This is a genomic window from Aestuariivirga sp., assembly GCF_044239095.1.
In the GTDB taxonomy this organism is placed as follows: Bacteria; Pseudomonadota; Alphaproteobacteria; order Rhizobiales; family Aestuariivirgaceae; genus Aestuariivirga.
The window spans coordinates 1-5,649 of record NZ_JBIICB010000274.1 but is presented as its reverse complement, the minus strand read 5'-3'; the positions used below and the strand labels follow the sequence as shown (position 1 = coordinate 5,649).

9 protein-coding genes are annotated in these 5,649 nt (G+C 58.4%); all 9 read left to right on the top strand.

Translation table 11 applies throughout. The features are described from left to right. On the top strand, positions 1 to 263 hold a 263-nt coding region (locus ACILRA_RS18915), incomplete at its 5' end, for a flagellar basal body rod C-terminal domain-containing protein (RefSeq protein ID WP_395663617.1). Position 264: 1 nt separating this feature from the next. Beyond that, positions 265 to 579 (top strand): flagellar hook-basal body complex protein FliE, encoded by a 315-nt coding sequence (locus ACILRA_RS18910; RefSeq protein ID WP_395663616.1) that lies wholly within the window; start codon positions 265 to 267, stop codon positions 577 to 579. Positions 580 to 588: 9 nt separating this feature from the next. Continuing rightward, on the top strand, positions 589 to 1,377 hold the full coding sequence (gene flgG, locus ACILRA_RS18905; RefSeq protein WP_395663615.1) for a flagellar basal-body rod protein FlgG: 789 nt from the start codon (positions 589 to 591) through the stop codon (positions 1,375 to 1,377). 3 nt (positions 1,378 to 1,380) lie between these two features. Beyond that, positions 1,381 to 1,854, top strand: a complete 474-nt coding sequence (gene flgA, locus ACILRA_RS18900) for a flagellar basal body P-ring formation chaperone FlgA (RefSeq protein WP_395663614.1) — start codon at positions 1,381 to 1,383, stop codon at positions 1,852 to 1,854. Positions 1,855 to 1,880: 26 nt separating this feature from the next. Next, positions 1,881 to 2,951 carry a flagellar basal body P-ring protein FlgI gene (locus tag ACILRA_RS18895; RefSeq protein WP_395663613.1) on the top strand — a complete coding sequence of 357 codons (1,071 nt, stop codon included), beginning with the start codon at positions 1,881 to 1,883 and terminating at the stop codon, positions 2,949 to 2,951. After that, a complete protein-coding gene (locus ACILRA_RS18890) occupies positions 2,948 to 3,457 on the top strand; it encodes a MotE family protein (protein ID WP_395663612.1) in 510 nt (169 codons plus the stop codon). The genes ACILRA_RS18895 and ACILRA_RS18890 overlap by 4 nt, the downstream gene beginning before the upstream one ends. Then, on the top strand, positions 3,454 to 4,170 hold the full coding sequence (locus tag ACILRA_RS18885; protein ID WP_395663611.1) for a flagellar basal body L-ring protein FlgH: 717 nt from the start codon (positions 3,454 to 3,456) through the stop codon (positions 4,168 to 4,170). Before ACILRA_RS18890 ends, ACILRA_RS18885 begins: the two co-directional genes overlap by 4 nt. Before the next feature lie 15 nt (positions 4,171 to 4,185). Then, positions 4,186 to 4,737, top strand: a complete 552-nt coding sequence (locus tag ACILRA_RS18880) for a flagellar basal body-associated FliL family protein (protein WP_395663610.1) — start codon at positions 4,186 to 4,188, stop codon at positions 4,735 to 4,737. Next, positions 4,734 to 5,474 carry a flagellar type III secretion system pore protein FliP gene (gene fliP, locus ACILRA_RS18875; RefSeq protein WP_395663609.1) on the top strand — a complete coding sequence of 247 codons (741 nt, stop codon included), beginning with the start codon at positions 4,734 to 4,736 and terminating at the stop codon, positions 5,472 to 5,474. Before ACILRA_RS18880 ends, fliP begins: the two co-directional genes overlap by 4 nt. The last annotated feature ends 175 nt before the right edge of the window (positions 5,475 to 5,649 follow it).

Here is a 5,649-nt window from a genome sequence, read left to right as displayed (position 1 = left end):
AACAATCGCTTGACGAGGTCACCGGTGCGTCGCTCGTCACCGTCAACCGTGTCGTTCGCGACATGGAACCGTTCGAGAAGGAATACAAGCCTGGGCATCCGGCGGCGGATGTCGCAGGCTACGTGAAGCTGCCCAATGTGAACATGGTGGTGGAGATGGCGGACATGCGAGAAGCCAGCCGCTCTTACGAGGCCAATCTGCAAATGATCCGGCAGGCACGTGAAATGACATCCATGATGGTTGATCTTCTGAAGGGGCAATAGCGTGACGATCTACTTCTCGTCGATTTCCTCACTGCCGGAGCTCGCCATGAGGCCGTCGCAGGCGGCCGCGCCATCGGGGCATGCTGCCGCGGAAAATGGCGGTGGATTTGCCGCTGTACTCAAACAGTTTGCAGGAGACGCAGCAAATACCGTGCGCCAAGGGGAGGCCGCAGCGCTCGCCGGCATCAGCGGAGACTTGCCGCTGCAGACTGTCGTTGAGCGCGTCATGGCGGCGGAGCGCACGCTTCAGGCGGCGCTCGCAGTCCGTGACAAGGCCGTCAGTTCGTATCTCGAAGTGAGTCGTATGCAGATCTAGGAGGCAAGAATGCGCGCCCTTTCAATAGCCGGCACCGGCATGTCCGCCCAGCAGCTCAACGTGGAAGTGATCGCGAACAACATCGCGAACATCAACACCACGGGCTACAAGCGAACCCGAGCGGAATTCACAGACCTGCTTTACCAGATGGAGCGGGTTCAGGGCATCCCTAACCAGACCGGAGAAGGCGTCATTCCGGAGGGCGCCCAGCTTGGCCTCGGCACCAGGCTTGCGGCAATACGCTTGCTCAACATACAGGGTCCGTTGGCTGAAACCGGCAACCGGCTTGACATGGCCATCAATGGCCCGGGCTGGTTCCAGGTCGCGGGTCCTAACGGCGAGACTCTCTATACAAGGGCGGGAGCCTTCAACACCAATGCCGAAGGCCAGATCGTGACGGCAGATGGATACCCAATTGAGCCTGCAGTAACGGTACCTGCCGGGACCACCGCCATCGAGATCAACCAGACGGGCGAAGTCTTCGCCAAGCTTCAGGGTGAGGCCAACATGGTTTCTGTTGGCCAGATCACGCTTGCCAATTTCCCCAACGCCGCCGGCCTCAATGCGCTGGGTGGCAATCTTTTCCAGCCGACGGAAGCATCCGGTGCGGCCGTGTCGGGCCTGCCCGGCAGCATATCCTTCGGGACCGTTCAACAAGGTTATCTGGAGAGCTCAAATGTCGATCCGGTGCGTGAAATCACTGAGTTGATCTCGGCACAGCGCGCCTATGAGATGAATTCAAAGGTCATCCAGGCAGCTGATGACATGGCGGGAGTCGTGAGCAAGGGCATCCGCTAGGTCATGTGCAAGCGTGGACGACTGACAGCCGTTGTCATTCTGCTGGCAAGTTCCGCCTGGTTTGCACAGGCCGAGACTGGCACAGCTATTCGGCTTCTGCCTGTCCCCGTCTCCACGATTCCGGCGGGTCAAGTGATCAGCTCGGATGATCTCACGCAGCGCAAATTCCAGACAACCCCCCGGTCACTTTCTGGAGTGGCCACCGAGACCAGCGAGATCACCGGAAAGGAAGCACGCCGGCGGCTTCTTGCCGGCCGGCCGGTTCCACTCTCGGCGCTGATGAAGCCACTGGCTGTAAAGCGGGGTTCAAAGGTGACAGCGTCGTATGTGGAGGACGGACTGTCCATCTCCACACAGCTTCTGGCGCTGGAGGATGGCGGCGTCGGCGACATGATCTCACTGCGTAACACCTCAACCGGCGTGATTGTCAATGCTGAGATACTCCTCGATGGCGGAATTGCGGTGAAAAGCGAATGATACGCTGTCTTCTCATTGCGATCTTCATGATCACCATGCCCGCAATTGCCATTGCGGGATCGCGCATCAAGGACATCACGGACGTGCAGGGCATCCGCGAGAACCAGCTTGTAGGCTATGGCCTTGTCATCGGGCTGGCTGGAACAGGCGACACGATGCGAAACTCGCCTTTCACTGAGCAGTCCGCACGCTCCATGCTGCAGCGTCTTGGCGTCGGCGTGCCACCAGGCTCGATCCGGGCGCAGAACGTGGCCGCCGTGGTCGTCACAGCCAGACTTCCTCCCTTTATTTCTCCCGGCGAGAGGATTGATGTCACCGTCTCTTCGCTCGGCGACGCAACATCCCTGATGGGCGGTACCCTCGTCATGACACCATTGTCGGCGGCTGATGGCAAAGCCTATGCCGTTGCTCAAGGCGCCGTCTCGGTTACGGGTGTGGCTGCATCAGGCCAGGCTGAATCCCTCACCGAGGGAACGCCGACAGGTGGCCGAATTCCGGGTGGTGCACTGGTTGAGCGTGAACTGACAGCTGACTTCAACAACGTCAGCGAACTCTCGCTCAAGATCAAGAATCCTGATTTCAGCACGGCAGCAAGAATCGCTGACGTGATCAACGACTACGCCAAAGACGCCTTCGGCAAGCCAATCGCAGATGCGGAAGATCTCCGAACAGTATCGATTAGCCGTCCGGCGCGGCTCTCCGCCTCGCGTCTCATGGCTGAGATTGGAGGTCTCACTGTGGAGGCAGATACGGCAGCGCGTGTCGTCATCGACGAGAAGACGGGCACAATCGTGATCGGAAGCAATGTCAGGGTTTCTCCCGTAGCAGTCGCTCACGGCAATATCACAATCAGAGTGACCGAGTTGCCGGAAGTCGTACAGCCCGAACCTTTCTCGGAAGGAGAGACGGCAATCGAGCCATCGACCAACGTTTCAGCCGAACAAGAAGACTCCAAGGTTGCGATGCTTGAAGGCCCGAGCCTTGAGCGTCTGGTTCATGGGCTTAACCGGATCGGCCTGAAGCCGGCTGGGATCATCGCGATCCTGCAAGCTATAAAGACCTCGGGCGCCCTTCAGGCGGAGCTGGTGATCCAGTGATCGCCCGGTTTGTTCCGCATAGAAGCGTCCTGTCAGCCTCACTCTACGCTGTGGTCATTCTCGTGCTAGCGGACACCACTGCAGCATCGGCGAATGAGGCAGAGATCAGGAAGGTCATCGAAGAGTACTGCGTGGCGATCTCGGACATGGCCGCAGAACGGCGAATGGCAACACAAAGTGCAATGCTGAAGGAGCTTGAAGCGCGGGTGGAAGACAAGATCGCCCGCCTTGAGCAGAAGAAGGGCGAACTCGAAACGTTGCTGAAGCGCCGCGAAGATCTACGCGGACTGGCCCGGCAGGAATTGGTCGAGATCTATGCAGGAATGGAACCGGAAATCGCGTCCATCCAACTTGAGAAGCTGGACGTGCGGCTGGCCTCTTCTGTGCTCCGGCAGCTCAAGCCGAGGCAGGCCAGCGCCATCCTGAACGAAATGAATCCTGATTTCGCAGCCCGCATGGCAAAGACAATTGCGAGCGCTGCCCGAAACGGCAAGGAGGACCCGTGAGACGTCTCCGCCTCATGGCTTTCGTTGGCCCCCTGTCGATTGCCATTCTGCTACAGGGTTGTGCGCCCGATCTGGAGAACTTCGGCACCTCACCGGAACTGTCCCCTGTCGGCTCGGGCATCGGACAGGCGGCAGCCGAATCGTCGGTCTCCCAGGTCGAGGAGCTGACTGGGCCTGCCCAAGGTTGGATCGGCGGCAATGCCGATTTCTTCCGCGATGCCCGCGCCAGCCGGAAAGGTGATCTCATCACGGTTGAGATCGAGATAAACGACCGCGCTACGCTGAATAATTCCTCCAACCGCAGCCGCAATGCATCAGCTGATGCAGATCTTGGCTTCACTTACGACATCATGGGGATCGTCGAGTCTGACATCAACGGCAACGCCGAGGTCAACTCAAACAGCCGCAGTGCCGGCCAGGGTACAACGGCTCGCTCCGAACGAATCGAACTTTCGATTGCTGCGATGGTGACGCGCGTGATGCCAAATGGCTACCTCCTCATTGAGGGAAGCCAGGAAGTTGTCGTGAACTTTGAGCAGCGGACGCTGCATGTTTCGGGTCTCATAAGGCCGGCGGACATCTCCCCGGAGAATACGATCTCCTATGAAAAGGTCGCGGAGGCACGCATCGCCTATGGCGGTTCTGGCCGGATTACGGAGGTCCAGCAGCCGGGATGGGGCCAGCAGATCTGGGACAGGGTCTCACCCTTCTAGTGAACCAGGAAACGCATGGCGAACGTGGAAAAGAGTGGAAAGCGGGAACTGATGACCACGATGGTCGTCGTGCTGCTTCTCACATTGGTTGGAGCGGGCGCGGGCTTCGCGGTCGGCAGCCTCTTGGGTGAGAGTACAATGGCCAGCGCCGAGGCAGAGGCGCCTCCAGGCCCCGCCTCCCAAGAGACGGCGTTGGCCGATGATCCTGCCGGAAAGGCGAAGGAAGAACCAGCAGTCCAGGAGCATGAAGATCCGGAGGAGACTCACTCCGATGACATCACGCTAGCGCCCTTTCCACCTGTCCTGACCACTCTTGCTGATCCAAAGGGAAAATGGATTCGCCTGGAAGGCTCCGTCATGATTGCAGCAGGTGGCGAGAAGCAGCCTGAACTGCTCGCGGAGGAAGCTGGCGAGCAGATTCTCACTTATCTTCGTAGTGTCCGGTTGAGCCAGCTTCAGAGTGCGTCTGGAATTCTGGCCCTTAGGGACGACATCGATGAGACCGTGCAGGTCTTGTCAGGCGGTGAGATACGCGGCGTACTCATTCATGGGCTCGTGGTCGAATGAGGGTTCTGCTTACCATTCTAACGGTGGTCTTGCTCACAACTCCTGCCGCCAGCCAGGTACCCGAGCTCGGCAATCTCCTTGCCCCGTCGGATCCGACAGTGTCGGGCAGGATCATCCAGTATGTCGTTCTTCTGACGATTCTCTCGATCGCGCCTGGCATCCTGATCATGGTGACAAGCTTCACACGCTTCGTCATCGCGTTCTCATTCCTCCGGTCAGGACTGGGTCTTCAGAGCACACCTGCAAATCTTGTCCTCGTTTCACTTGCGCTATTCCTGACCCTCTTTGTGATGGCGCCAGTCTTCGACAAGGCAAAGACTGAAGGGCTGGATCCCTACATGGCCAAGCAAATCTCTGATCAGGAAGCCTACGAGCGGATTACGGCGCCCTTCCGGGCCTTCATGCTGAAGAACGTACGTGAGAAGGATCTTGCGCTGTTTCAGTCCATTGCGCAGGAGCGTGGGATCGTGGCCGATGCCGCGGCGAAAGACGATCTTCGCATCCTCGTGCCTGCATTCATGATCTCGGAGCTGCGCCGTGGGTTCGAGATTGGCTTCCTGATCGCCCTCCCATTTCTTGTCATCGATCTGATCGTCGCCATGCTCACCATGTCGATGGGCATGATGATGCTGCCCCCAACGGTAATCTCGCTGCCCTTCAAGGTTCTATTCTTTATTCTGATAGACGGTTGGAATCTTCTGGTCGGAAGCCTGATCAATTCCTTCATCATTCCTTAACCTTCTCCTTTAGCGGCGCAGTAGCATGTAACGGCTACCTTTTCCGCTAACGGGGAGGGTTCGCCCTTTGGCATGATGCAATCCCGTTCCGCCGGCACTCCGCCGGAATGTCCTCCAAGTGTGTAGCGTATGGGTAAGGGGACATTCACCTATGACCAGCATAATGACGAATCAG

Excerpts from the sequence above, each read along its gene's own strand:
- flgA (WP_395663614.1), top strand. The coding sequence starts at position 1,381 with ATGTGCAAGCGTGGACGACTGACAGCCGTTGTCATTCTGCTGGCAAGT.
- ACILRA_RS18895 (WP_395663613.1), top strand. The coding sequence starts at position 1,881 with ATGATCACCATGCCCGCAATTGCCATTGCGGGATCGCGCATCAAGGAC.
- ACILRA_RS18880 (WP_395663610.1), top strand. The coding sequence starts at position 4,186 with ATGGCGAACGTGGAAAAGAGTGGAAAGCGGGAACTGATGACCACGATG.
- fliP (WP_395663609.1), top strand. The coding sequence starts at position 4,734 with ATGAGGGTTCTGCTTACCATTCTAACGGTGGTCTTGCTCACAACTCCT.
- flgG (WP_395663615.1), top strand. The coding sequence starts at position 589 with ATGCGCGCCCTTTCAATAGCCGGCACCGGCATGTCCGCCCAGCAGCTC.